This is a genomic window from Bifidobacterium lemurum (assembly GCF_014898175.1).
GTDB lineage: Bacteria > Actinomycetota > Actinomycetes > Actinomycetales > Bifidobacteriaceae > Bifidobacterium > Bifidobacterium lemurum.
The window spans coordinates 2,732,061-2,755,670 of record NZ_CP062948.1; the positions used below are offsets into that span (position 1 = coordinate 2,732,061).

Sequence of the window (23,610 nt, forward strand, 5' to 3'; positions counted from 1 at the left end):
GGGAACATCAACGGGAACTGAGCGGAGTGGCGGGATGAGATGCCTCGACTGCGCTCGGCATGACGAGTAACGAGTGCGCAGTATAACGACAACTGCAGCAACAGCAAAAGACCGGAACCCATTACAGGCTCCGGTCTTTTGTTAGAAGCTAGTAACTAGCTGTCGATCGCGTTGCAAGCGCAAGCTCACTCGGCGTCGGCGTTGGCCAGTTCGTCGGCCACGGCAGCGGCGGCGGAAGCGGCTTCGACGGAGTCGGCCTCTTCGTCGTCCTCACCGAGGAACGCGGACAGGTCGACCTCTTCGCCGTCGGCGGTGAACTTCACGGCGCGCATGCCGGCGAGCAGGCCCTTGGAACGTCCGACTTCCTGCACGGCGGAGCCGAGCTGGCCGTTGCGGACGATCGCCTGGATGAAGTTGTTCGGATCCATGCCGTACTGCTGGGCGATGGAGGCGAGGAAGTTGAACACGTCGGCCTGGGAGACCTGCACGTCCAGCATCTCGGCCAGAGCGTCGAGGGTCATCTGGTCGCGCAGTTCCTTCTCGACCTGCTCCTCGGCTTCGGCCTTCTGCTCCTTGGTGGCCTTCTCCGGATCCGGGGTCATGCCCTTGAGGTGCTCTTCGACCATGGAGGCCTTGACGCCCTTCGGCACCGGGATCTCCAGCTCTTCCTGCAGCTTGGCGATGAACGCGTCGCGGGCGTCGGTGGCCTGGCGGCCCTTGGCGGCGTCGGCGGCGTTCTTGCGGATGTCTTCCTTAAGCTCCTCGAGGGTGTCGAACTCGGAGGCCTCCTGGGCGAACTCGTCATCCAGCTCCGGCAGCTCCTCGGCCTTCACGGAGTTGACCTTCACCTTGATCTGAGCCTTCTCGCCCTCGTGCTCGCCGGCTTCCAGCGTGCCTTCGAAGGTGGTCTCCTCGCCGGCGGACAGGCCTTCGAGGGCCTCATCCAGACCGTCGAGCATGGTGCCGGAGCCGAGCTCATAGCTCACGCCCTCCTGGGAGTCGACGGACTCGCCGTCGATCTGGGCGTCCAGGTCGATGTTGGCGAAGTCGCCCTTGGCGGCCGGGCGATCCACACCCACGAGGGTGCCGAAACGCTGGCGCAGGGATTCAAGGCGGGCGTTCACGTCCTCATCCTTGACTTCGGGCTTGGCGATGGCGATTTCCATGCCGTCGAGCTTCGGCAGATTGATATCCGGACGACGCTCCACGGTGGCGATGAACTTCAGCTTGGTCTCGTCCTTGGAGGAGGCGGGGACTTCCTGCACGTCCAGCTCGGGCTGGGCCATCGGGCGGATCTTCTTCTCCTCGAGCGCCTTGGAGTAGAGCTCCGGCACCGCGTTGTTCACGGCCTCACCGGCGATGCCGGCGAATCCGTAACGCTGCTCGATGAGCTTCGCCGGCACATGTCCCTTGCGGAAGCCGGGGATGTTCGCCTGCTTGGCAATCTCCTTGCGGGCCTCGTCCAGATAGGGTTCGAACTCCTCCGGGTCGACGGTGACGGTGAGCTTCACCTTGGTCGGCTCAAGATTCCTAACGCTGATTTTCACGCTTAACGCTCCTGAAAGTCGTGTTTTCTTACATTCTGCCGTAGGGCAACCTCTACATGATAACCCTACTCACGGACGCTGCGATGAGTTTCACCTGCCACGCCCGGGCGCCCTGCTCCTCGAGGAATCGCGCCACGTCCACATTCGCGGGATCGTCCAGCCAGCAGAGGTTGCGTAGAATCTGCGGTTTGACGATGATTTCGGCCGGCGTGCGCGTGTCCTCGCCGATTTGGTTGACGACCTTGCGCACCCGTTGCAGGCGCTCGTATCGTTCGGGATGGCGGGTCTGCCAGATGCGCATCGACCGTGGCGCGTTCGTCTCGTTCTCTCCGGGCTGACTGGATGCCGGCATGACGGGCAGTTCGCCGGGTTTCAGGTCAAGCGCGCGTTGGATCGCGTCCTTCCAAACGCGGGGTTTGACCTCGCGTTGGATGGGCGCGTACCGTTCGAACATTTTGTCCTGCGCGCTGCCGGTATGCATGCGCACACGCTCGTTGAGACAGCGGATCGCGCGGAATTCGCGCACGTTGTGCGGTTTCTTCTGCGCGGCCTCCATAATCGACGAGTCGGCCAGCAGAAGGCTGGGGGCGATGTCGTATTGGCGGGCCAACCGGTCGCGCTCCTCCCACAGCGATTTGGCGATGGCGAGTCCGCGTCGGTCGCGGCCCAGCTGGGTGATGCGTGAGATGCGCATCCAAGGCGCGGGATGCGGTGGCTTGGGGGTGAGACCCTCCCGCAGGGCGAACGCGAACTCCTCCTCGGCCCATTCGTCCTTGCCGTGCTCGCGCAGGTCCCGACGCATCAACTCTTCCAGCTCGATAAGCAGTTCCACATCCAGCGCGGCGTAGTTGCGCCAGTCTCGCGGCAGCGGGCGGTACGACCAGTCGGCCGCGGAATGCTCTTTGGCCAAGGTCACGCCGAGATAATGCTCGATCACCGCGGCGAGCCCGAAGCGGTGCATACCCAGCAGCCGGGCGGCGATCTCCGTGTCGAACAGACGTTGCGGGGTCATCCCCAGGTCGCCGAAGCCCGGCAGGTCCATCATCGAATCATGCAGAATCCATGTCGCGTCGCCCACGGCGCGGTTGAAGTCGTTCCAATCGGCACCGGCCTGACCCAAAGCCACCGGGTCGAACAGCATGATGCCGGCGTCACCGCGTTTGAACTGCACCAGCCAATCCTCATGGCCGTACCGGTATCCGGACGCGCGTTCGGCATCGGCGGCCAACGGGCCGGATGCCGCGCCCAAAGCGTCGCATGCCTCACGGAACCCTGCGAGCGTGTCGATCACGTCGGGCACTCCCCCGCGCGGCTCGCTGAGCAGACGCGGCTCCGCCTTGGCGATGCGACGGTCAATCTGATGAGTCACTACCCAATCCCTCGTCGAAACGAACAGTGGATCTGATGAACCTGGCCCACATACCGACCTGCGCGCCGGCATCGAGTCCGCCGTCGGGCAGACCAAGCGGCGACCACGACACGCGCATCTCGCATCCGGCGTCCGTCTCGGACGGCAACGAACCGAACGACGTGTTCTGGGTCACGGTCACCGTGCCGCCGACGGAATCGGGATTCACATCCGACAGGAAGTCGCACATTTCGTCCCAATACATGCGTGGGGCGAGTCCATCGTTCTCGCTGGCATGCAGCGGCAGTCGGGTGAAGGCCACGCACCGCCAGCGACCGGCCCAATCGATACGCGACTGCGCCGAGAACAGAATCATAATCCAACCCGTGGCAAGTCGCGGCGAGCGGTACGGATCCGATGGGAACGACGCGGCATCATCGCCATGTTCGCCGCATTCCAATTCGACGCCGATACCGTAGTCGGACAGCGTGGAAGGAACGGGGATCTCGCGGTAACGCACGTCGCCGACACGCGTCATATCCCGAACCGACTCCACGGCGTTCCACACCTCATCGGGCACGCCGGCCGGTCGTTCGGGCAATCCGTCTTGCCGGGGCGCCGACGCCGTTGGAGGCGCACCCGCCGGGAATGCGTAGATGTCTGCCATATACCTAGGCTAAAGGCCCCAAGCCCCGTTGCAGCGCATCCACACGCCCTTGCGCCTGAACTCCGCAGGAATTTAGTAGACGGTGAAGCCGTAGGATTGGAACTGCTCGATGACGCGCTGGCGCAGTTTGGCGCTGGGGCCCTTGGCGTCCTCCAACGGGTATGGGATGCGCAGCTCATGCCACTTGGGGCGGCCGAGCTGGTGGAATCCGAGCACGTCGATATGCTCCACCGCACCGTCGAAGCTCGCGCAGATCTTCGCCACGTTGTCGACGTTCTCTTCGGAGTCGGTCAGGCCCGGCACGAGCACGAAACGCACCCAGATCTTCTTGCCGGCCTTTGAAAGGCGCTGTCCGAAGTCGATCGTGGGCTGCAGCAGGCCGCCGGTAACCTTGTGGTAGGTCTCCTCGTCGCCGGATTTCACGTCGAGCAGGCACAGATCGATGTCCTCAAGCATCTCGTCGGTGTAGTTCTTGTTGAGGAAGCCCGAGGTGTCGAGACAGGTGTGCACGCCCATCTCCTTGGCCGCGCGGAACACGCGCGAGACGAACGCGGGCTGCATCATCGACTCGCCGCCGGAGAAGGTGATGCCGCCGCCTGTGGCTTTGAACAGATCCTTGTAGCGGTCGACCTTCTTGATCATGGCCTCCAGAGTGACGGGCTTGCCGTCGCGCATCTTCCATGTGTCGGGATTCTGGCAGTACTGGCAGCGCAATGGGCATCCGCTCATGAAAACGGTCATGCGAGTGCCGGGCCCGTCGACGGAGGTGTTGATGTCCCAGGAGTGGACGAAGCCGATATCGCCGGTTTTGAGCGCGTCGATGCGGTCGCGCCGGTCGAGTCCGATGGGAGATTCGAAGCCGGACAGGCCGCCCATCAGCGTCTGGGAGGCGTATTCCTTCGATTGTTTGAGCATATGCCGCGTGGTGGTGCGGAATCGGGTCGCGTCAGACATCGTCGTCCTCCTGATTCGTCATTGTCTTGTACTGACATCCCAGTCTAGTGCTCCGACGACGGGACCGCCGGTGGCTCGCCGGAAAGCCGATGTGGGCTTCGTCACGTCGCATCCCGTCATCCTGAACGGAACGCCACACACCCCGATGCTCCTATAGTTTGTCAAGCTGTTGTTGGGGTGGTGTGTCGGTGGTGCTGTGGATCCATTGGGTGGCTCGTCGTTCGAGTTCGGGCAGGTCGCGGGCGCCTCGTTCGATCTCGCTGATCCTGCTGGAGGGCACGCCGAGGGCCTGTCCGACCTGTCGCTGGGTCAGCGCGTGGGAGAGCCTCAGTTCGCGCAGCATGGCGCCGCGCCGGGCGGGTGGCTCGCGTCCGGGGTCGCCGTCGCGGACGGCGATGAGGACGCGGTGGATCTCGCGGGCGATGTAGCGTTTGAGGCAGCGGATGGTCTCCATCTTGCTTTTGCCCTCGCGGGTCCTTTTGGCCATGTAGTCGCGGGTGGGCTGGTGGTGGCGCAGGCGCACGACGGCGATCTGGTGCAGGGCCTTGTTGCCCTGCCGGTTGCCTCCCCGGTTGAGCCGGTGGCGGCTGGTCCTGCCGCTGGAGGCGGGCAGGGGGCACGCGCCGCACAGTTTGGCGAACGCGGCCTCGCTTCTGACTCGTTCGGGGTTGTCGCCGGCGACGACGGCCAGGGTGGCCGCGGTGACGACGCCGACCCCGTTCAGGTCGAGCAGCGCGCGGGCGTGTTCCTCGAGGATCTCGCGCATCGCCCTCTCGAGCCCGTCCGCCTGTTCGCGGAGGGCCTTCCACGCCGTCGCGGACGCCTTCATCGCGGTGAGCGCGGCGCGCTCGACCGGCCCGCCGGCGGGCCGGCAGGCGGCAAGGCGGGTCATGCGCCTCCCGGTCCTCAGGCTCCGGTAGCGGTCCCGGACGGTCTCGGGCGCGGTGACGAGCATGCCGTTGACGCTGTTGGACAGCGTGGTCATGGCCGACACCAGCCGGTCGCGCTGCGTGTTGAGGTGGCGCAGGGCCTCGACCCAGCCGTCCGAGCTCTTCGGCCCGGTCCCGTCTCCGGCCATGACGCTCCTGGCCGCCTCGGCGGCGTCGACGGGGTCGGACTTGCCGTCCCTGCGGCGCACCGCGCGTTTGGGGCGCAGCACCTCGCGCGTCTCGTAGCCCGCGGCGGCGAGCCTGCGGGCCAGGGCCGCGCCGTACGAGTTGGTCCCCTCCACGCCCACCACGACCCGGGACGGGTCGGGCAGCATGCCCGCCAGCGCCTCGTAGCCGGCGGCGTCGGTCGGGAACGTCCGCGTGGCCAGCGGCCGTCCGCGCCAGTCGAGCAGGGCGAGCGTGTGGGTGTCGGTGTGGGTGTCCACCCCGGCGTAGATCGTCTCCATGGGCGGCGTCATCGTTGTCCTCCTTCGCTGGCCGTCGATGGTCGTTCCGGGGGCTTCCGGCGCAGACGGGACGTTGACGGGACACGCTACCATGGACGATGCGGGGTCCGATGGGAGCGTCCACGCTCCTATGAGGTCATGCGTCCATGGCCCTCGGTCCGGCGGTCCCGGGCGGGACAGATCGAGGGCGGGACAGCCGCTTCCCGAAAGGAACGGCGTCAGTCATCCTGGGGGTCACCGCCCGGACCGCCACCTTCAATTATCACCGGACAAACCGGCAATAACCATCATCAACGTCATCCTGAGCGGAACGCAGTGGAGTCGAAGGATCTCTCACCGGCACACTGTGTGTGGAGATCCTTCGACTCCGGCTGCGCCTCCGCTCAGGATGACGGCGAATACACGAAAAGGCGGAACCCATATGGGTTCCGCCTTCAGCGTTTCACGCTCAGCGCGTCACGGCTTCAATCAGTCGGTGACGGCGCCCTGGTGGAACGTACGGCTGATCACGTCGAGCTGCTGCTCCTTGGTGAGCTTGACGAAGTTCACCGCGTAGCCGGAGACGCGCACGGTCAGGTGCGGGTACTTCTCCGGATGCTCGACGGCGTCTTCCATGGTCTCCTTGCGCAGCACGTTGATGTTGGCGTGGTAGAGGCCGTGGCCGTTGCCGGCGTCGAGGATGCCGACCAGGTTGCCGATGCGCTCCTCCTCGTCGCGGCCGAGGCCGTCGGGGGTGATCGTGTTGGTCAGCGAGATGCCGTCAAGCGCGTCGTTGTAGTCGATCTTGCCGACCGAGAACATCGACGGCAGCATGCCGTGGGAGTCCATGCCGTTCTCCGGGTTGGCGCCCGGAGCGTACGGGGTGCCCTTGGCGTGGCCGGACGGGAAGGAACCGGTGTTCTTGCCGTACTCCACGTTGGAGGTGATGGTCAGGATGGACTGGGTGGGGACGGCGCCACGGTAGACGGGCAGGCGCTTGACCTGGCCCATCACGGTGGAGACGACCCACTTGGCGAGGTCGTCGGCGCGGTCGTCGTCGTTGCCGTAGAGCGGGAACTCGCCCTCGGTGCGGTAGCCGACGATCAGGTCGTCATCGGCGCCCTCGACGTACTCGTACTCGTGGCCTTCCATGGTCTTCGCGTCCTTGTTGTAGATCGGGTAGACCTTGGCGTACTTGACGGCGGCCAGGGAGTCGGCGGCGATGGACAGACCGGACATGCCGCAACCCAGGGTGCGGTACACCTCCTTGTCGTGCAGGGCCATCTCGATGGACTCGTAGGCGTACTTGTCATGCATGTAGTGGATGATGTTCAGCGCCTCGACGTAGGTCTCGGACAGCCACTCGAGAGCCTTCTCGTAGTTGTTCTTGACCTTCTCGTAGCTCAGGGTGCCGTCGGCTTCGGGGGTGATCGGCTCGATCACGCCCTTGTCGATGACCTGCATGCCGGTCATCTCGTCGCGGCCGCCGTTGATCGCGTACAGCAGTGCCTTGGCGGAGTTCACGCGGGCGGCGAAGAACTGCATCTGCTTGCCCACGCGCATCGGGGAGACGCAGCAGGCGATGGCGGCGTCGTCGCCCCAGTGGGAGCGGATCTCCTTGTCGGACTCATACTGGATGGCCGAGGTGTCGATGGAGATCTTGGCGCAGAAGCGCTTGTAGCCTTCCGGCAGCTTCGGATCCCAGAAGATGGTGATGTTCGGCTCCGGGCCGGGTCCGAGGTGCTCGAGGGTCAGGGTGTTAAGCAGACGGAACGAGGTCTTGGTGACCATGGAGCGGCCGTCGTCGCCGAAGCCGGCGTCGGACCAGGTCGCCCAGTACGGGTCGCCGGAGAAGATCGCGTCGTAGTCCTGGGTGCGCAGGAAGCGCACGATGCGCAGCTTCATGACGATGTTGTCGATGAGCTCCTGGGCACCGGCCTCATCGATGACGCCGGCCTTGAGGTCGCGCTCGATGTAGATGTCGAAGAAGGTCGAGTTGCGGCCGAAGGACATGGCGGCGCCGTCCTGGCTCTTGACCGAGGCGAGGTAGCCCATGTAGGTCCACTGCACGGCCTCCTGGGCGGTCTGGGCCGGGCGGGACAGGTCGAGGCCGTACTCGTTGCCCAGGTTGATGAGCTTCTTGAGGGCCTTAATCTGCTCGTCATGCTCCTCGCGGAAGCGGATCCAGTGCTCGATCTCCGGCTCGGTGAAGTCGTTGCGGTAGGGCACGGAGTCCTTGTCGCGCTTCTTGAACTCGATGAGCTTGTTCACGCCGTAGAGGGCCACACGGCGGTAGTCGCCGATGATGCGGCCGCGGCCGTAGGCGTCCGGCAGACCGGTGAGGATCTTGTTGTGGCGGGCGACCTTGATGTTCTTGGTGTACACGCCGAAGACGCCGTCGTTGTGGGTCTTGCGGTACTTGGTGAAGATCTTCTTGACTTCCGGATCCGGCTCCTTGCCGGCTTCCTTGATGGCCTGCTCGACCATACGCCAGCCGCCGTTCGGCATCATGGCGCGCTTGCAGGGTTCGTCGGTCTGCACGCCGACGATCACGTTGTCGACCTCCGGGGAGTCGATGTAGCCGGCCGGGAAGGCGTCGACATCAGCCGGGGTGTGGGTGTCCACGTCGTAGACGCGCTGCTTGCGCTCGACCGCCAGATAGTTGTCGTCGAGATACTTCCACAGATGCTTGGTCTTTTCGGTGGCATCCGCCAGGAAGGACTCATCGCCGTCGTACGGGGTGTAGTTCTTCTGGATGAAGTCGCGAACGTCGATATCCTGCTGCCAGTTGCCGCCTTCGAAGCCGGCCCACGCCTTGGCGTCCAGCTCCTCAGGGGTGACCGCGGTCGTCTCAACTGCTGTCATATCCACTCCTTGGTGTTTGTTTTGTCGTGATGCCGCATCGTCACAGCACCATTGCCTCTTAAGTGTAGTCTTCGCCCGCTGGGAGAACCCATAAAACTCGCGTGAGCTACCTCACATTCCGTTATCGCTCACACCGCCGTGGCTTCGCGCCGTCGCCGAAAAACGCGATCGGGCCGCGTCCGCATATGTCTGCGGCCACGGCCCGATCTCATGTTGCCTCTATTCGCGGAAGGCGGTGGTGATGGGCAGTCGGCGGTCGCGCCCGAACGCCAGCGCCGTGACCTTCGGTCCGAGCGGGTACTGACGGCGCTTCCATTCGGCGCGGTCCACCAGTCGCATCACCGTGTCGACGGTCCGCTCGTCGAAACCATCGGCCAACAGGTCAGCGCGTCCATGAGCATGTTCGATGTAGGCGGCGAGCACCTGGTCGAGCAGCTCGTATTCGGGCAGCGAGTCGGAGTCCTTCTGCCCGGGGCGCAGTTCGGCGCTCGGCGCCTTCTCGATCGAGCTGACGGGGATCATCACGCCGCCGGCGAGCGGAATGCCGCGCTCCCCCGCCTCGTTGCCCACGATGTTGAGGCCGCCGATGCCGACGCCTTCGGCCGCCGCGCGGTTGCGCCAGCGGGCCAGCTCCCACACGCGGGTTTTGAGCAGATCCTTGATGGGCGCGTATCCGCCCACCGCGTCGCCGTAGATGGTGGAGTATCCGCAGGCGAGTTCGGATTTGTTGCCGGTGGCGACGGCCAGCAGGCCTTTGGAGTTGGAGTAGGCCATCACGATGACGCCGCGGATGCGCGCCTGCAGGTTTTCGGCCGCCACGCCCTCGAGTTCGAGCTGCTTCTGGAAGGCGACGAACAGCGGTTCGATGGGCTGCACGTCATAATGCGCGCCGATGTTCGCGGCCAGATCGGCCGCGTCGTCCTTGGAGCCGTCGGAGGAGTACATGCTCGGCATGGAGATGCCCCACACGTTCTCGCCGCCCACCGCGTCGGCGGCCATCGCGGCGACGAGCGCGGAGTCGATGCCTCCGGACAGGCCGAGGGTCACGCCGGTGAAGCGGTTCTTGGCCATATAGTCCTTCAATCCCAGCACGCAGGCGGTGTACACCTCCTCGTCCGGGTCCAGATCGGGCGCGACGCGGACCCGTTCCTGATGCTCCAGGGCGGTGTCGAGCGTCCAGCAGGCCAGATCCTCCATGAACATCGGGGAACGCTGCAGCAGCGCGCCGTCGCGGTCGACGACGAAGCTGCCGCCGTCGAACACGAGGTCGTCCTGGCCTCCGACCTGGTTCACGTAGATCACCGGCGCGTCCACCTCGGCCGCGCGGCGCTGCACCAGCGCGCAGCGGGTCTGTGTTTTGCCCTCCTCATAGGGGCTGCCGTTGATGGTGACGAGCGCGTCGATGCCGCGGCCGGCGAGATCGGCCACAGGTCCGCCCTCCTGCCAGATGTCCTCGCAGATGGCCACGCCGAGGCGCGCGCCATCCACGTCGAGCACCATGGCTCGATCCCCCGCCGAGAAGATGCGGAATTCGTCGAACACACCGTAGTTGGGCAGGAAATGCTTGTCGTATCCGGCCCACACCACGCCGTCGTGCAGCACCACCAGACGGTTGCGCGGCTTGTCGTTCGCACGGTCGGTGCCCACCGTGCCCACGACCACGAACAGGGAGCCGAGCCCTTCGGCGGCGAGATCGGCGGCGAGCGCGTTGGCCTTGTCCCACGCGGCCTGTCGGAAGGTGGCGCGCAGGGCGAGGTCTTCGATGGGGTATCCGGTGAGCGTCATTTCGGGGAATACGACGACTTTCGCGTCCATCCCCGCGGCCTGACGTGCCCTGTCGAGCACTTTGGCGGCGTTGGCGTCGAGGTCTCCGACGCAGGTGTCGATCTGGGCGAGTGCGAAACGAATCTGAGTCATGCTCCTCAGTGTAGTTCCTTCAGCACGCGCAGCGCGGCGTTGACGTAGAAGTTCACGAATGTGGGGATCGACTCGTCCAATCCCACGAAATGGGGGCTGTGCCAGTCGGGGCAGCCTTCGATGCCGTTCGAGCCGATGAACGCGAACACCGGCAGCGTGACCTTCGTGTATTCGCAGAAGTCCTCTCCAGCCATGGAGGGGCGGATGGGCTCGAGCTGGGCGTAGTCGCTGACCTCGGAGGCGAGGGCCATCGCCAGGTCGGGGTCGGAGGCGAGCGGGTCCTGGAAGTCGTCCCAGTCCACGTCGGCCCGGATGCCGTATGCGGCCGCGGTCTGCTCCACGACGGTACGGAACCGCCGGCCGACCAGCTCGCCGTCCTCCTTGTGGAAGTATCGCACCGTGCCTTGGAAGCCGGCTTCGGCCGGGACCACGTTCCACACGTGCCCGCCATGCACTTCGGTGATGGACAGGACCAGCGGATGGAACGGCGAGACGTTGCGGCTCACGATGGTCTGCAGGCTCAGGATCATGGAGGCGAGCGCCTCAATCGGGCCGGTGCCCTTGTGCGGATATCCGGCGTGAGTGCCCTCGGCGTGCAGGGTGACGTTGAACCGCACGCAGCCGGCCATCATGGGTTCGGCGCCGATGGCGATCTGTCCGGGAGCGTAGTTGGGGTTGTTGTGCGTGCCGATGATCGCGTCGACGCCGTCGAGCAGCCCCGCATCGATCATGGCTTTCGCGCCGCGCCCGGTCTCTTCGGCGGGTTGGAACACGATCAGTATCGATCCGGAGAAGCGGTCTCGGTGGGCGGCCAGCCAGAAGGCCGCGCCCAGCAGTCCGGTCATATGCAGGTCGTGCCCGCATCCGTGCATCACGCCTGTGTTTTCGGATTGGAAGTCGAGGGCGGAGTCCTCTTCGATGGGCAGTCCGTCGATGTCGGCGCGCAGGGCGACGCATGGGCCCGGCCCAGCGGATCCTTCGATAAGGCCGACCACACCGGTCTCCATCGGATTGTCGAGGATTTCGATGCCGTGGTCCGCAAGCTGGCGTTCCAGATAGACGGTGGTCTCGAATTCGCGGAAGCTCCGCTCGGGGTGGGCGTGCAGATGGTGGCGGATGGCGATCAGCTCTTCATCGATCTCAATATGCTCGGTCATGCTTCCATCCTAGTGAACCCGTGGCGCGGGCATCGTTACCGTTGGCGTTTGAGCAGGTGTTTGGCGATCGCGTTGGCGAGTCCCTGCACCACCTGCACGAGCAGGATCATGATGATCACGGCCGTCCAGGTGACGGTCGGGTCGAATTTCTGGTATCCGTAGGCGATGGCGAAGTTGCCCAGTCCCCCACCGCCGATGTAGCCGGCCATGGCGGACATGTCGAGCACGCCGATGAACAGGAAGGCGTAGGCGAGGATCAGCGGCGCCAGAGCCTCGGGGATAAGCACCGTGCGGATGATGGTGAGTTTGGACGCGCCCATCGCGCGGGCGGCCTCGATCATACCGGAGTCCACCGGCACCAGATTCTGTTCGACCAGACGGGATGTGGCGAAGGTGCACATCAGCACCATCGGGAAGATGGCCGCCGCGGTGCCGATGGACGTGCCGACCACGTTGATGGTGACGGGCTGCATAGCCGCCAGGAAGATGATGAACGGGATGGGCCGCACGATGTTGACGATCACGTCGAGCCCCCGGTAGACGACCGCGTTTTCGAACAGATTGCCCGGTCGTGTGCCGTACAGCACCACGCCGAGCACAAGACCGAGGAATCCGCCGATCAGGAGGGTGACGAGCACCATGGTGAGCGTCTGGCCGATGGATTCGAATAGCAGCGGCCGCAGCACGGTCCAGTCGCTGCGTGAGGACAATACGATCATCGCGCCCCTCCTTGTGCGGCGATGGCCTCCTGATAGGAGACCGGATGGTCGGCGGTGCCGAAGTCGACCACGTCGCTGTCGCGCCGAAGGTCGTCGAGGAAGGCGACGAGCGTTTCCTCACTGCCGGAGAATTCGTAGGTGACCGCGCCGATGGCGATGCCTCCGACCGTGTCGACACCGCCATACAGCAGGTTGGCGGTGACGCCGTGGCGCGCGATGAGTTCGGAAAGGCGCTGCCCCGACGCGGGAATCGTGACCGGCGAGCCGTCGGGAACGCCGTGCCCGGCGCGTTCGGCGGTCGCTTCTGACTTGGAACCGGAGGCGGGTTCCGCTGAGATTCGTTGGACGTCCCGCTGTCGGATAATCACGGTGACGATGCGGCCGGGCCAATCGTGGTGCAGCCGGCCGATCCGCGCCTCGTCCGGCACGCCGGAAAGCGCGGTGGCGATGAAGCGTTTGGTGGCCTCTTGCCGCGGCGCGGCGAATACGTCGTAGACGTCGCCGCATTCCACCACGCGTCCGGCGCTCATCACGGCCACGCGGTTGGCGATCTGCTGCACCACATTCATCTGATGGGTGATGAGCACGATGGTGATGCCGAATTCCTCGTTGACGCGTTTGAGCAGCCCCATCACCTCGTTGGTCGTCTCCGGGTCGAGCGCGCTGGTCGCCTCGTCGGCGAGCAGGATCTCGGGATTCGTGGCCAGCGCGCGGGCGATGCCGACTCGCTGCTTCTGCCCGCCGGAAAGCTGCGATGGGTATTTGTCCGCATGCTCGGCCAGCCCCACGAATTCGAGCAGTTCGGCGACGCGGCGCTCCTGATAGTCCTTGCGCCAATGGTCGAGCTGCAGCGGGTAGGCGATGTTCTGCGCCACGGTTTTGGTGGAGAACAGGTTGAACTGTTGGAAGATCATGCCGATCTTACGGCGGATCGGACGCAGTTTCGATTCCGGCAAGGCGGTGATGTCGGTGCCGAGCACGCTGACCGTGCCCGAAGTCGGGCGCTCCAACGCGTTGATAAGCCGCACCAACGTGGATTTGCCCGCTCCCGAATACCCGATGATGCCGAATATGTCGCCCGCGTCGACGACGAGACTCGCATCGTCGACCGCGCGCGCCGTGCCGGCCGCGCCCGCGCCGCGTTGGCGGAACTCCTTGACCACATGGCTCAGCACGATGATGGGTTCGCTCATTGGGCCGCCCTGACGTCGTCTTCGATGTCGGCGAGGAAGCCTTGCAGCTCCTCGGCACTGAAACCCGTGGCGTCCACCGCGGTGCCGCCGGAATTCTCCCGAAGCGCTTCGAACACCTCCGGATCCCGGAACAACTGGGCGAGCTTCAGGTAGGTTTCGTTGTCCGCATCGTCCTTGCGCGCCACCCACACGTTGATGTACGGGCGGGCGGATTCCGATTCGGCGTCGTCCTGGTAGATGGCGTCGTCCGGATCGATTCCCGCATCGGACACGTAGACGTTGTTGACGATGCCGGCCGCCACCTGCGGGTCGCTCAGGCTGTTGGCGACCTGCTCGGCCTTCAGCGCGGTGACGTTCACCTTGCTTTCGCTTTCGTCGATGTCGGCCGGCGTGGTGAACGCGGTCCATTCGCCGGTCAGCGTGATCAGTCCGGCCGATTCGAGAACGCCGATGGCTCTCGCCTGATTGGTCTCATCGTTTGGAATGACGACGGTGGCCCCGTCCGGAATCTCATCGATGGACCGGTATTTCGTGGAGTAGACGCCGAGAGGGTAGATGGCGGTGCCGCCGATCGGCTGCAGGTCCTTGCCGTTGCCCACGTTGTAGTTGGCGAGGTAAAGCAGATGCTGGAATTCGTTCAAGTCCAAATCGCCGGTATCGAGCGCCGGATTCTCGGAGGTGTAATCCTGGAAGTCGATGATGTCGACGTGGATGCCCTCGGCCTCGGCCTTCCGCTGGAACACCTGCCATTGGGGGTCGGTGGCGCCGACCACGCCGATCCGCACCGGATTGTCCGCGGAGCCTTTGGGCGCGGTTTCGCTCGTGCCGACAACCGCGCGGTATCCGAGGAATCCCCCGACCGCGAGGACGGCCACCACGATGACGGCGATGATGGAGTTGCGCAACGTGTGGTTCACACGCACCGGCTCGTTCGGGTCGATCGGTGAGGAGGGCCGCTGATTGGTGGCTGTCATTTCCATTCCCTCTATTGATCCTTGACTGCTGGTTGACAGAATATCATCATGGGGTCCAACGCACGGCCAGGTCCGGGTCAGGTCTTCGGCACGCACGACAATGGTTTCGGATATACAGACGGGAGGCTCCGACGATGGCATCGTATGACATCAAGGCCGTATTCTTCGATATCGACGGCACGCTCACCAGTTTCACCACCCATGAGGTGCCAGTCTCCACCATCGACGCGCTGCACCGCCTGCAAAGGCATGGAATCAAGGTGTTCGTCTGCACGGGGCGCGCGCCTTCGCATATGGGCGTCGTGCTCGACACGATTCCCGTCGCGTTCGACGGCATCGTCGGACTCAATGGGCAATACTGCTTCGACGACCACGGCTATCGCGAATACCAGACGTTGGCGCCGGGCGACGTGCGCACGATCACCGCATGGCTTGACGCGCATCCGGATGTGGTGGCGAACTATTGCGAGGAGGACTACGTCTACTTCAACCAGATCACCGACGCGATGCGCGCGACCTGGCGCAAGCTCGGCAAAACCGCGCCGACCACGCATATCGGAGACCCGCACGTGCGGCCCGAAACGCATGAGACGTTCCAGATCAGTCCTTTCGTCGACGAGGCTCTCGAAGACGAGATCATCGGTTTGTGCGGAAACGTCAAAGGCGTGCGTTGGCATCCCGACTTCACCGATCTGATTCCCGCGGACGGCGGCAAGCCGCGCGGCATGCAACGGTTCATGGAACGATACGGATGGGGCCGTGAACAGACGATGGCTTTCGGCGACGGCGGCAACGATACGGAGATGCTCGCGTTCGCCGGCGTCGGCGTGGCGATGGGCAACGCCACGGAAGCGCCGAAGGCGGCCGCCGATTACGTGACCGACGACGTCGACCACGACGGCATCCTCAACGCGCTCACCCATTTCGGCGTGCTCTAGTCCGGGCGCGCCACCGTCGTCATCCCAGCCACACCCTCATCCCGAGCACACCACACCGTCATCCCGAGCGAAGTCGAGGGATCCCCATCCACAAACGCGTTGAGATCCCTCGACTTCGCTCCGCTTCGCTCGGGATGACGAGGAAAAGCACCACCAGAACGATGGGTCAAGAGCCAACACCACCCTTATCACACCCCCGTGAGGGTGTGATATAGTTCATACGCATATGACTGGAAATACGCTGGCGGCACTGCGTAGAATTGGTGGGTATGAACAACACAATGACGCGTATCATAGCCACCTCCGTCACCGCCATTGCCGCGCTCACTTTGGTGGGCGGATGCACCAACAGCGCCGACCAGCAGATCCTCGACAAGCTCGACACCATGCAGCAGGAGATCGACGATCTGAAGAACAGCCAGAACGACGGTACCTCCGACACGACGGACTCGACCGACGGGTCCGGATCATCCAATAGCCAATCCTCCACGAACACCGACGATTTCGACGCCACCATCACCGACTTGGAACAGCAGGCCGCCTCCGCGATCGAGACCGCTGGCAACGTCTCTGTTCCATCGAATCTCGCGGACCGACCGCAGGCGTATATCGATGCCAAGGCACCGCTTGAGCAGATTGAATTGCAGGTCGACACCGTCGAGGACCAGATCGAGGCCGCCGTGCGCAGCGGCGCGATCGACCGTCAGACGTATTTCATGTTCGACACCCGTCTCGACGCGATCGACGATTCCCTCGACCAGGCCTGCGACTCCCTCGAACTGCGCATGGGCGTGGACGACTAATCCAACGGCGTCGATTCCGCAGGTCGAGCGGATTACGCCGCTACACCATCTGGCATTGCTCCCGCCTCGGCTCAGCGTCACTTTTTACGCGGACAACCGCCCTCTTCCGTAAAAACACCGTTGAGCCGAACTCAGTGAACGTTTTTACGGAAATATGTTTTTGTCCACATATACTGTTTATAAGTAATGAGTTCCTTACAAGTAAGGAGTTGACGATGACTGCTGTATTGGACATGGCAAAGGTGACCTCGAAAGGTCAAATCACCATACCTGCGAGCATCCGCAAAGCCGTGGGAGTGCGGGAGGGAGACAAAGTGCTGTTCGTGCAGGAAGATAACGGCACAATCTCGCTACGTAGTTCCAATCTCGAAGCCTTACGAGTCGCGCAAGACGCCTTCACAGGTGCCGCAGAAGAAGCCGGCATCAAGGATCTGGATGACATGGTCGATCTGGTCAAAAGCATTCGAACCGAACGCTCAACGAGAAAATGAGCCTGCTATGCGCGTGATGCTTGATACCAACGTGCTTCTTTCAGCGTTCATATTCCATTTCCAACCTTGACCAAGACCATCGAGCTCGCCTCAACGAGAGACAATCAGCTCCTCCTACCTACTACCAGCGCTGACCACTAGTTTCCAAGGTTAAGCGATAAGCGTGAGGGTCTTCGAGCATGACGAACAATGGTCTTCGATATCGGCCATGTCGAACACATACGCGTCGGGAGGACGCATCGCAGCTGGATAGAATCAGACCAACAGCAACAGCTTCGAAGAGGATACAATATGACCGAGAACAGACCCGTAATGGCCCAGGTCATCGACCTGCTGCATGATCCTAACTTCAGCGCACTGGAACGGCGCCTGAACCGTATCAACGTATTCGAGATAGCCGACGTACGCGACAGGGAGATCAAACACTCCAACCTGCTGCGCTGGCTCATGGACCCAAGGGAGAACCACGGATTGGGCGACCGATTCGTCAAAGAGATCATCTCATCCGTTTATACGAACGCGATCGATGACAGCGCGGACAGTGGAGTCGATCTAGAGACATTCGCCGGACTTATCCTCGATGATCTCTCCGAGAGTGTGGTCGAACGCGAGGAGAAGGATATTGACTTACTGTTCCATACTGAAGACAAACGGTTCGTCCTGTGCATCGAAAACAAAATCAACGCGTCACTAAGCAACCATCAGCTCGACAAGTATCGCAACTACGTGGAGAAAAAGTACGGCGACTACGAGCAACGCATCCACGTGCTGCTTACCCGCAGCGGCTACAAGGTTCCTTCCGACAAAGCGACAATTCCGGACGAATGGCTCACTCTTTCCTACGACGACATTCACCAGGACATTGAAAACGTCCTGGACGGTCTCGACCCGGAATCGATCACCGCGCGACTCCTGCTCCAATACAATGAACTGCTAGAAAATCTCGGCATCGTGGAGAATCTAGAACTTGTCAAGACCATCCGCGACATCCACAGGCGGCATGTAGAGCTGTTCGCACGCATGTTCGGCCGCCCTCGCGTACGCCGCTCCCCCATCCCGGAGGAATTCCAGAGCCTCTACAACGACCACATCAAGGCATTGTCGGCAGTCGAACGGCTCCACTACAACACCGAGGCCCCGATTCAAGATCGCATTCGCGATGTCATCTTGTCCGAACTCGATGCGATGCGGACAGAAGGGCTCGTCAAAGACTGTATGAAGGAAGGAAACTCCTCCTACCTGTGGTTCCAGACGGAACGCATGGACGAATGGATCAACCTGCCTGACCGCGACGAAGCCGGTTCCTGGGGTCAGGCGGATGGAAACGCCTATCATTATTGGATCTACCCGGATGATAAGCATAGGTTGCGCCGTCCCACCGTCCAGCTTGAATTCGGGGTGCGTGCGCAACCGGATGATGTGCTGGAGCGCATGGACCGGATCAAGGACGTGGCAAATCCAGAAGAAAGTCGCAAACCCAGCAGGGGCAGGATCTTCTATCGGCGGCTGAAGACCGTCAAGACAGGCATCGACTTGTCCGGTATCAACGACCCGGAGTTGATTGTCGGGCCAATCGAACGGAATCTCCGCGACCGCATCCGCACCGCCGTGATGGAAATGCTCGACTACGAGCGAGAGTGGTTCAAGGCAATCGATGCGCAGAACGCTTAACCTGTCCGAACGCGTAAGAGTGCTCCTTCCGAAGGCTTCAGAAATCTTCGGAAGGAGCGCTCTTATACGTTCGAATGCGGAAGGGTCATTCGAGCCGGTATTCAGTCGAGATCTTGCCCTGCAGATCCTTGCCCAGATAGTCGACCTCGATAGTCACGGGCGCGGTCTCGTCAGTAAGTGTGAAACCCACCTGCAAGGTGGTTGAGGCTCCGGGTTGGAGCGTCGGATAGTCTGTGGAGACATCGTAATTCTGGTCAATCTTCATGCCGCTCTGGAAGGCTTCAATAGTGAAACCAACCATCTGATTGTCGTCATCGTTGTTGGTCGCCTCATAGGTCAGGATGGCCGTTCCTCCAGATTTTTCCAGCGAGACGAAGCGAATGTGAACGTTCTGCCAAGTATCCCCTTCCGTCAGTCCGTCGGTCACGTAGGCGACGCTCTCCTGGACGGCAGGCTCCCCTGTCTGTGATTCGACCGTAGAACCGGAGGTTGTGGACGCGGAGGCATCGACGGATGAACGCGGAGAGATGACTCCCAAGGCGAGAATGAGGCCCAACGCAATCACCCCGCACAAGCTGACGATGGAAAGAATGAGCGCGGCGATAGCGACGGCGGAGGGATGCGCCTTCCGGGACGCGTGCGAATGCGGTCTGATGTTTTGTTCGGCCATGTGCTCTATTCTACGCGAGATGCTTCTTCAGGAGGTCGACGACGTTCGTCGTAAATGTATGAGCGTTAAACCAGATTCTGTTTGTCATCAAAATAAGCGCGAAATCCCACGCGACCGCATCTTTGCGGGGATGCTTGCCTTAGAAGGCAGCTGGATATGACCACGAGAGAAACAACTGACGAACCATTTCAAGGCAGAGTGCGTCAAAGGCAGTGAGGAGCAGGAGTAATCCCGACTAGCTGGAAGCCGTCGTGATGATCAGAAAACTCGACACACATCAACCACCCTTCGTACGCCTTGGGTTATGCGTGATCATAGACGCGCACATTATGCTTTTCAATCAGAATCTAAATCTCCTGATGCCCCACCAACATACAATGCCGCAATGATTCGTATACGACGACCGGTATTCTGAAATGTTTCATTCTTTCGAGAAGGAGGATTCCTTGCTTATCTCACATGGTTTCGAATAGGTAACCGATACCTATTCGAAAGGAGGCTCGACAATGAGCCGAACCTGGAAAGACAAACCATACAAGCATTTTGCGCAGGAAGCCGCACGACACGGTTTCATCGTCCGCGCCCCGATGACATGGCACACCATGGAAGGCGACGCCGATACCTATTTGTGGCGTTGCGGCTATCATCCCAGCTGCATGTTCTGGTACGACAAGAAACAGGACATCAGTTACGGCAACCCCTCCCGCGTGCGCGCCGCTCTCAATGAGGCGCGCAATTTGCACAACAATGGCGAAGACATCCGCGATTGGGACGACCCCGTGGCCTATCAGCGCCGACGCATCTTCGACTGGGTATACTAACCGCCGCAGCCATTGCCTCTTCTCGTATGTCTGTGGCATCGTATGCAACCGCTGCCACAGACATGCTTAGATCGCACGCGCAACGGTAACGATGCGCGTGTCATCACCCACCTGATATGGCATCACGACAACGACGTCGGATACCGACTCCTCCAACGCCTGACGCATAGCCGACAGCGCATCCTTCACCTACGGTCTGGCTGGTGTGCGAAACTGGTGCGCATGACTACAGTTATCATGCGCACCTCTGAGGGCGACATCACCATCAATCTGTTCGACGAGAAGACCCCGGAGACGGTGGCCAACTTCCTGGGACTCGCCACCGGCGAGAAGGAGTGGACCGACCCGATGAGCGGCCAGACCTCCCATGAGCGGTTCTACGACGGTCTGGGCTTCCACCGCATCATCAAGGACTTCATGATCCAGGGCGGCTGCCCGCTCGGCACCGGCACCGGCGGCCCCGGCTACAACTTCGACGACGAGATCGTCGCCGACCTGAAGTTCGACAAGCCGTATCTGCTTGCCATGGCGAACGCCGGCCTGCGCCGCGGCATGGACGGCCAGATTCACGGCACCAACGGCTCGCAGTTCTTCATCACCACCGTGCCGACCCCGTGGCTCGACGGCCACCACACGATCTTCGGCGAGGTCGCGGATGACGAATCCAAGGCCGTGGTCGACAAGCTCGAAGCCGTCGCCACCGATCCGATGGACCGCCCGCTCGAACCGGCGATGATCATCTCGGTCGACGTGCAGTAGGCGCACGCGGCAAGCGGCACAGCAAGACACGACAAGTCCGACGGGACAGAATCACCGTCGGTCCAATAGCGAAAAGGGCGGCTCCAGGCCGTCCTTTTGCTATATGCTGAAAACCACACCACCCAACACGAGGAACGGACAGCCATGACCGAAATCATCCCTCCCGCCAAGCCCGCGAAATCACCGCTGGACCTGCATGTGCTGCGATACTTCCTCGCCGTGGCCGAAGAGCGCAACATCACCTGGGCGGCCGAACTGCTGCAGGTCTCGCAGCCGACGCTCTCCCGCCAACTGCGCAAGTTGGAGGACGATCTGGGAGTTCCCCTGTTCAATCGAGGCGCAAAAACCATCGATCTGACGCCCGAAGGCCATCTGCTCTACGAGCGCGCGCAGACGCTGATCGCGCTGGCCGACAAAACCGAACGCGAACTGCGCGACTCGCAAGGCAACCTCACCGGCAACATCGCCATCGGATGCGCGGAATCCCGCAGCATGACGTATCTGTCGCGCCGCATCGCCGCATTCCGCAAACTGCATCCCCATATCCGTTTCGATATCCGCACGCTGACCGCCGACCTCACACAGGAGCGTCTGGAACAGGGATTGCTGGATCTGGGGCTGATGAGCGAACCGGTGGCGGTGGACCGCTACGACTACGTGCGCACGCACGTCACCGACCGATGGGGCATTCTGATGCGCAACGATGACCCGTTGGCGCAGCACACCACGATCCGCCCGCAGGATCTGGAGGGAGCGACGATGATCCTCCCCTACCGCGCCGAGGTGCAGCGCGAGGTGATGAACTGGCTGGGCGATTACGCCAACAGCATCACCCTCGCCGCCACGTTCAACTTCGGCACAAACGCGGTGACGATGATGCGCAACGGTGTGGGCGTGGTGTTCGGCATCGACCTCGCCGTCATCGATGACGGCCTGCGATTCCGCCCGGTCTCCCCCAGAATGGAGACCGGTTCGGTGATCGCATGGAAGAAGGGCCAGTCGATGAGCCCGGCCGCAGCCTCGTTCGTCGAATTCCTGCGCGCCGACGAACCCGCATAATCCGCATAGGACTGTCTCGCACCCGCCATGGCCTCGCGTTCGCACAGTCTCGCCGCGATAGCCGAAACGCATGGCGGCGCATGTCGTTTGCTTATTGGCGGCATGGGCGCGCACGGTGTTCAATGATGATGACATCGCAGTAACGAACACTCGACAAGCGAGGCATCATGCGCACACGCACTCTGGGAGCCAACGGTCTGGAGGTTTCGGCCATCGGACTGGGCTGCATGGGATTCACGATGAGCTGGCCGCCGTTCCTGCCGCATGACGAGTCCATCTCGACGATTCGCAAGGCGCACGACGAGGGCGTCACATTTTTCGACACCGCCGAGGTCTACGGCCCGTTCACCAACGAGGAGCTGGTCGGCGAGGCATTGGAGCCCTTCCGCGACGAGGTCGTCGTCGCCACGAAATTCGGATTCGACCTGCACAGCAACGAGCTCGACCCTTCCGGCCGCGTGCAGACGCTCGACAGCCGTCCCGAAACCATCCGCGCCGCGGTGGAGGGATCACTCAAGCGCCTGCGCACCGACCACATCGATCTGCTGTATCAGCATCGCGTCGATCCGAACGTGCCGATCGAGGAGGTGGCCGGCACCGTGCAGGACCTCATCCGCGAAGGCAAGGTGCTGGGCTGGGGCCTTTCGGAGGCGAGCGTGTGCACCATCAAACGCGCGCACGCCGTATGCCCGCTGACCGCCGTGCAAAGCGAGTACTCGATGTGGTGGCGCAAGCCCGAGGAGCAGCTGTTGGACGTGCTGGAGGCGCTGGGAATCGGATTCGTGCCGTTCAGCCCGCTCGGCAAAGCCATGCTCACGGGGCGTTTCGATCGCGGGGCGAGGTTCGCGGACGACGACTACCGCAGTAAGATCCCACGCTTCTCCCCCGAAAACCTGGACCACAACGTGGCGCTGGCCGAATACGTGCGTTCGCTCGCCGAAGCGAAGGGCACCACGCCGGCGCGCATCGCCCTGGCTTGGCTGCTCGCGCAGAAGCCTTGGATCGTGCCGATTCCCGGCACCAAACATGTGGACCACCTTGAGGACAACATCGGCGCTGCGGACGTGGAGTTCACCGCGGCCGAGCTGGCCGACATCCGCACGCATCTCGAAGCCTTCGAGGTGAGGGGCGCACGCTATCCGGCGCTTCAGGAAAGCCTGACCAACCGGTAGCCCGACCGCCCGCATTACCCAAGCCAACCAAAACCAACAATCAAGGAGATAATCATGGAGAATCCCAGCAGCTTTCCGATCGGCGAGCCGAACAACGCCTTCGCGCAGTACTTCATCGGCCAGAGCTATCTCGCGCCGCTGATCGACGCGCCCGAGATCGGCGTGCACAACGTCACCTTCGAGCCCGGCTGCCGCAACAACTGGCATATCCACCACGGCTCCCCACAAATCCTCATCGCGGTGGGCGGACGCGGCTACTACCAGTTCGACGGCGAGGAGGCGCACGAGCTCAAGCCCGGCGAAGCGGTCTACGTGCCCGCCGGCACCAAGCACTGGCATGGCGCCGCCCCGGATGAGGCCTTCGCGCACATCGCGATCATGCTGCCTGGCGAGAACGTCTCGACCGAATGGCTGGAGGCCGTGGAAGACGACGAATACCTTAAGCTGAAATAAGTCGAACACGATTCGTTCTTCAAGCCGCTGCGACGGTTCGGACGCCAGCAGCGGCTT

21 protein-coding genes are annotated in these 23,610 nt (G+C 62.6%); 9 read left to right on the forward strand and 12 right to left on the reverse strand.

Going from position 1 to position 23,610, the window contains the following annotated elements; translation table 11 throughout:
- Positions 1-185: 185 nt before the first annotated feature.
- From tig to BL8807_RS10980, 11 genes are all read right to left on the reverse strand, one after another.
- A complete protein-coding gene (gene tig / locus BL8807_RS10930) occupies positions 186-1,547 on the reverse strand; it encodes a trigger factor (RefSeq protein WP_072727073.1) in 1,362 nt (453 codons plus the stop codon).
- Positions 1,548-1,599: 52 nt separating this feature from the next.
- Positions 1,600-2,847 (reverse strand): HRDC domain-containing protein, encoded by a 1,248-nt coding sequence (locus BL8807_RS10935; RefSeq protein WP_370737568.1) that lies wholly within the window; start codon positions 2,845-2,847, stop codon positions 1,600-1,602.
- Positions 2,848-2,899: 52 nt separating this feature from the next.
- Positions 2,900-3,562, reverse strand: coding sequence for a DUF3000 family protein (locus tag BL8807_RS10940; protein WP_072727074.1), 663 nt, complete (start codon positions 3,560-3,562; stop codon positions 2,900-2,902).
- Positions 3,563-3,634: 72 nt separating this feature from the next.
- Positions 3,635-4,516, reverse strand: coding sequence for a pyruvate formate-lyase-activating protein (gene pflA, locus BL8807_RS10945; RefSeq protein ID WP_072727075.1), 882 nt, complete (start codon positions 4,514-4,516; stop codon positions 3,635-3,637).
- Positions 4,517-4,667: 151 nt separating this feature from the next.
- Complete coding sequence (locus BL8807_RS10950; RefSeq protein WP_094725499.1) at positions 4,668-5,924, reverse strand: IS110 family RNA-guided transposase; 1,257 nt, start codon at positions 5,922-5,924, stop codon at positions 4,668-4,670.
- A 456-nt stretch (positions 5,925-6,380) separates the two neighbouring features.
- Positions 6,381-8,756, reverse strand: a complete 2,376-nt coding sequence (pflB, locus tag BL8807_RS10955) for a formate C-acetyltransferase (protein ID WP_072725350.1) — start codon at positions 8,754-8,756, stop codon at positions 6,381-6,383.
- 219 nt (positions 8,757-8,975) lie between these two features.
- Positions 8,976-10,673: an NAD+ synthase gene (locus BL8807_RS10960; protein ID WP_072725352.1), complete on the reverse strand. Its 1,698-nt coding sequence runs from the start codon at positions 10,671-10,673 to the stop codon at positions 8,976-8,978.
- A 5-nt stretch (positions 10,674-10,678) separates the two neighbouring features.
- Entirely contained in the window at positions 10,679-11,830 is a 1,152-nt protein-coding gene (locus BL8807_RS10965) for a M20 metallopeptidase family protein (RefSeq protein WP_072725354.1), read from the reverse strand.
- A 35-nt stretch (positions 11,831-11,865) separates the two neighbouring features.
- Positions 11,866-12,549 carry a methionine ABC transporter permease gene (locus tag BL8807_RS10970; protein WP_072725356.1) on the reverse strand — a complete coding sequence of 228 codons (684 nt, stop codon included), beginning with the start codon at positions 12,547-12,549 and terminating at the stop codon, positions 11,866-11,868.
- The gene (locus tag BL8807_RS10975) at positions 12,546-13,742 is read right to left on the reverse strand and encodes a methionine ABC transporter ATP-binding protein (RefSeq protein WP_072725358.1); all 1,197 of its coding nucleotides are present in this window, start codon (positions 13,740-13,742) and stop codon (positions 12,546-12,548) included. Before BL8807_RS10975 ends, BL8807_RS10970 begins: the two co-directional genes overlap by 4 nt.
- Complete coding sequence (locus BL8807_RS10980) at positions 13,739-14,716, reverse strand: MetQ/NlpA family ABC transporter substrate-binding protein (protein ID WP_072725595.1); 978 nt, start codon at positions 14,714-14,716, stop codon at positions 13,739-13,741. Before BL8807_RS10980 ends, BL8807_RS10975 begins: the two co-directional genes overlap by 4 nt.
- Before the next feature lie 134 nt (positions 14,717-14,850).
- Between BL8807_RS10980 and BL8807_RS10985 the strand changes: the two genes are divergently transcribed.
- The 4 genes from BL8807_RS10985 (at position 14,851) to BL8807_RS11000 (ending at position 18,619) form a co-directional block, all read left to right on the forward strand.
- Positions 14,851-15,654, forward strand: coding sequence for a Cof-type HAD-IIB family hydrolase (locus BL8807_RS10985; RefSeq protein ID WP_072725360.1), 804 nt, complete (start codon positions 14,851-14,853; stop codon positions 15,652-15,654).
- 281 nt (positions 15,655-15,935) lie between these two features.
- Positions 15,936-16,457: a hypothetical protein gene (locus BL8807_RS10990; protein WP_143147978.1), complete on the forward strand. Its 522-nt coding sequence runs from the start codon at positions 15,936-15,938 to the stop codon at positions 16,455-16,457.
- Between the two features lie 215 nt (positions 16,458-16,672).
- Complete coding sequence (locus BL8807_RS10995; protein WP_205408854.1) at positions 16,673-16,948, forward strand: AbrB/MazE/SpoVT family DNA-binding domain-containing protein; 276 nt, start codon at positions 16,673-16,675, stop codon at positions 16,946-16,948.
- Between the two features lie 291 nt (positions 16,949-17,239).
- Positions 17,240-18,619: a PDDEXK-like family protein gene (locus BL8807_RS11000; protein ID WP_072725364.1), complete on the forward strand. Its 1,380-nt coding sequence runs from the start codon at positions 17,240-17,242 to the stop codon at positions 18,617-18,619.
- Positions 18,620-18,704: 85 nt separating this feature from the next.
- Here the strand turns inward: BL8807_RS11000 and BL8807_RS11005 are convergent, their stop codons facing one another.
- Positions 18,705-19,289 carry a DUF5067 domain-containing protein gene (locus BL8807_RS11005; protein ID WP_072725366.1) on the reverse strand — a complete coding sequence of 195 codons (585 nt, stop codon included), beginning with the start codon at positions 19,287-19,289 and terminating at the stop codon, positions 18,705-18,707.
- 506 nt (positions 19,290-19,795) lie between these two features.
- On the opposite strand from BL8807_RS11005, the gene BL8807_RS11010 reads away from it, so the two are divergent.
- The 5 genes from BL8807_RS11010 to BL8807_RS11030 all read left to right on the forward strand — a co-directional run bounded on the left by BL8807_RS11010 (position 19,796) and on the right by BL8807_RS11030 (position 23,553).
- The gene (locus BL8807_RS11010) at positions 19,796-20,110 is read left to right on the forward strand and encodes a hypothetical protein (RefSeq protein ID WP_072725367.1); all 315 of its coding nucleotides are present in this window, start codon (positions 19,796-19,798) and stop codon (positions 20,108-20,110) included.
- A gap of 222 nt (positions 20,111-20,332) precedes the next feature.
- The gene (locus BL8807_RS11015) at positions 20,333-20,869 is read left to right on the forward strand and encodes a peptidylprolyl isomerase (protein WP_072725368.1); all 537 of its coding nucleotides are present in this window, start codon (positions 20,333-20,335) and stop codon (positions 20,867-20,869) included.
- Positions 20,870-21,013: 144 nt separating this feature from the next.
- Positions 21,014-21,928 (forward strand): LysR family transcriptional regulator, encoded by a 915-nt coding sequence (locus BL8807_RS11020; RefSeq protein ID WP_226847376.1) that lies wholly within the window; start codon positions 21,014-21,016, stop codon positions 21,926-21,928.
- Between the two features lie 167 nt (positions 21,929-22,095).
- The gene (locus BL8807_RS11025; RefSeq protein ID WP_072725369.1) at positions 22,096-23,100 is read left to right on the forward strand and encodes an aldo/keto reductase; all 1,005 of its coding nucleotides are present in this window, start codon (positions 22,096-22,098) and stop codon (positions 23,098-23,100) included.
- Positions 23,101-23,154: 54 nt separating this feature from the next.
- Entirely contained in the window at positions 23,155-23,553 is a 399-nt protein-coding gene (locus tag BL8807_RS11030) for a cupin domain-containing protein (RefSeq protein ID WP_072725371.1), read from the forward strand.
- Positions 23,554-23,610: the final 57 nt, after the last annotated feature.

Excerpts from the sequence above, each read along its gene's own strand:
- BL8807_RS11015 (WP_072725368.1), top strand. The coding sequence starts at position 20,333 with ATGACTACAGTTATCATGCGCACCTCTGAGGGCGACATCACCATCAAT.
- BL8807_RS10970 (WP_072725356.1), bottom strand. The coding sequence starts at position 12,549 with ATGATCGTATTGTCCTCACGCAGCGACTGGACCGTGCTGCGGCCGCTG.
- BL8807_RS10985 (WP_072725360.1), top strand. The coding sequence starts at position 14,851 with ATGGCATCGTATGACATCAAGGCCGTATTCTTCGATATCGACGGCACG.
- BL8807_RS11030 (WP_072725371.1), top strand. The coding sequence starts at position 23,155 with ATGGAGAATCCCAGCAGCTTTCCGATCGGCGAGCCGAACAACGCCTTC.
- BL8807_RS11000 (WP_072725364.1), top strand. The coding sequence starts at position 17,240 with ATGACCGAGAACAGACCCGTAATGGCCCAGGTCATCGACCTGCTGCAT.
- BL8807_RS10975 (WP_072725358.1), bottom strand. The coding sequence starts at position 13,742 with ATGAGCGAACCCATCATCGTGCTGAGCCATGTGGTCAAGGAGTTCCGC.
- BL8807_RS11005 (WP_072725366.1), bottom strand. The coding sequence starts at position 19,289 with ATGGCCGAACAAAACATCAGACCGCATTCGCACGCGTCCCGGAAGGCG.
- BL8807_RS10990 (WP_143147978.1), top strand. The coding sequence starts at position 15,936 with ATGACGCGTATCATAGCCACCTCCGTCACCGCCATTGCCGCGCTCACT.
- pflB (WP_072725350.1), bottom strand. The coding sequence starts at position 8,756 with ATGACAGCAGTTGAGACGACCGCGGTCACCCCTGAGGAGCTGGACGCC.
- BL8807_RS11020 (WP_226847376.1), top strand. The coding sequence starts at position 21,014 with ATGACCGAAATCATCCCTCCCGCCAAGCCCGCGAAATCACCGCTGGAC.
- BL8807_RS10960 (WP_072725352.1), bottom strand. The coding sequence starts at position 10,673 with ATGACTCAGATTCGTTTCGCACTCGCCCAGATCGACACCTGCGTCGGA.
- pflA (WP_072727075.1), bottom strand. The coding sequence starts at position 4,516 with ATGTCTGACGCGACCCGATTCCGCACCACCACGCGGCATATGCTCAAA.
- BL8807_RS11010 (WP_072725367.1), top strand. The coding sequence starts at position 19,796 with ATGAGCCGAACCTGGAAAGACAAACCATACAAGCATTTTGCGCAGGAA.
- BL8807_RS10980 (WP_072725595.1), bottom strand. The coding sequence starts at position 14,716 with ATGACAGCCACCAATCAGCGGCCCTCCTCACCGATCGACCCGAACGAG.
- BL8807_RS11025 (WP_072725369.1), top strand. The coding sequence starts at position 22,096 with ATGCGCACACGCACTCTGGGAGCCAACGGTCTGGAGGTTTCGGCCATC.
- BL8807_RS10965 (WP_072725354.1), bottom strand. The coding sequence starts at position 11,830 with ATGACCGAGCATATTGAGATCGATGAAGAGCTGATCGCCATCCGCCAC.
- BL8807_RS10995 (WP_205408854.1), top strand. The coding sequence starts at position 16,673 with ATGACTGCTGTATTGGACATGGCAAAGGTGACCTCGAAAGGTCAAATC.
- BL8807_RS10940 (WP_072727074.1), bottom strand. The coding sequence starts at position 3,562 with ATGGCAGACATCTACGCATTCCCGGCGGGTGCGCCTCCAACGGCGTCG.
- BL8807_RS10950 (WP_094725499.1), bottom strand. The coding sequence starts at position 5,924 with ATGACGCCGCCCATGGAGACGATCTACGCCGGGGTGGACACCCACACC.